Origin of the sequence: Photobacterium alginatilyticum (genome assembly GCF_009910675.1) — a bacterium.
Taxonomy (GTDB): domain Bacteria; phylum Pseudomonadota; class Gammaproteobacteria; order Enterobacterales; family Vibrionaceae; genus Photobacterium; species Photobacterium alginatilyticum.
The window spans coordinates 1-421 of record NZ_RSEJ01000299.1 but is presented as its reverse complement, the minus strand read 5'-3'; the positions used below and the strand labels follow the sequence as shown (position 1 = coordinate 421).

At 43.9% G+C, this 421-nt stretch carries 1 rRNA gene; it reads left to right on the top strand.

Annotated features, from left to right (window positions below):
* Positions 1-285 precede the first annotated feature (285 nt).
* Positions 286-421: ribosomal RNA gene (locus EIZ48_RS28795) — 16S ribosomal RNA — on the top strand; the annotation flags it as partial.

Genomic DNA, 421 nt, shown 5'->3' with positions numbered 1-421 from the left:
GAAAATTTTGTCTTGACTGGAAATCAGAAAAGCGTATTATACGCGTCCTGACTTGCTGAAGCGGTTAACGCCAAGGCATTGAAAGTCAACGTTCTTTAACAATTTGACCATGCAATCTGTGTGGGCACTCGTGAAATGATTAGTCAAAAGATTTATCAATGAAACTGAGTGACCAATTGATGTTTCTCTTTCTATAAAGAGGGGTATCAGCACAGTCAATTCATTCATTACTTCGGTAATGAATTAACAGTATTCATTGAGCCGGTCGAGAGACCAACAAAACTTTAATTGAAGAGTTTGATCATGGCTCAGATTGAACGCTGGCGGCAGGCCTAACACATGCAAGTCGAGCGGCAGCGACAACATTGACCCTTCGGGTGATTTGTTGGGCGGCGAGCGGCGGACGGGTGAGTAATGCCTG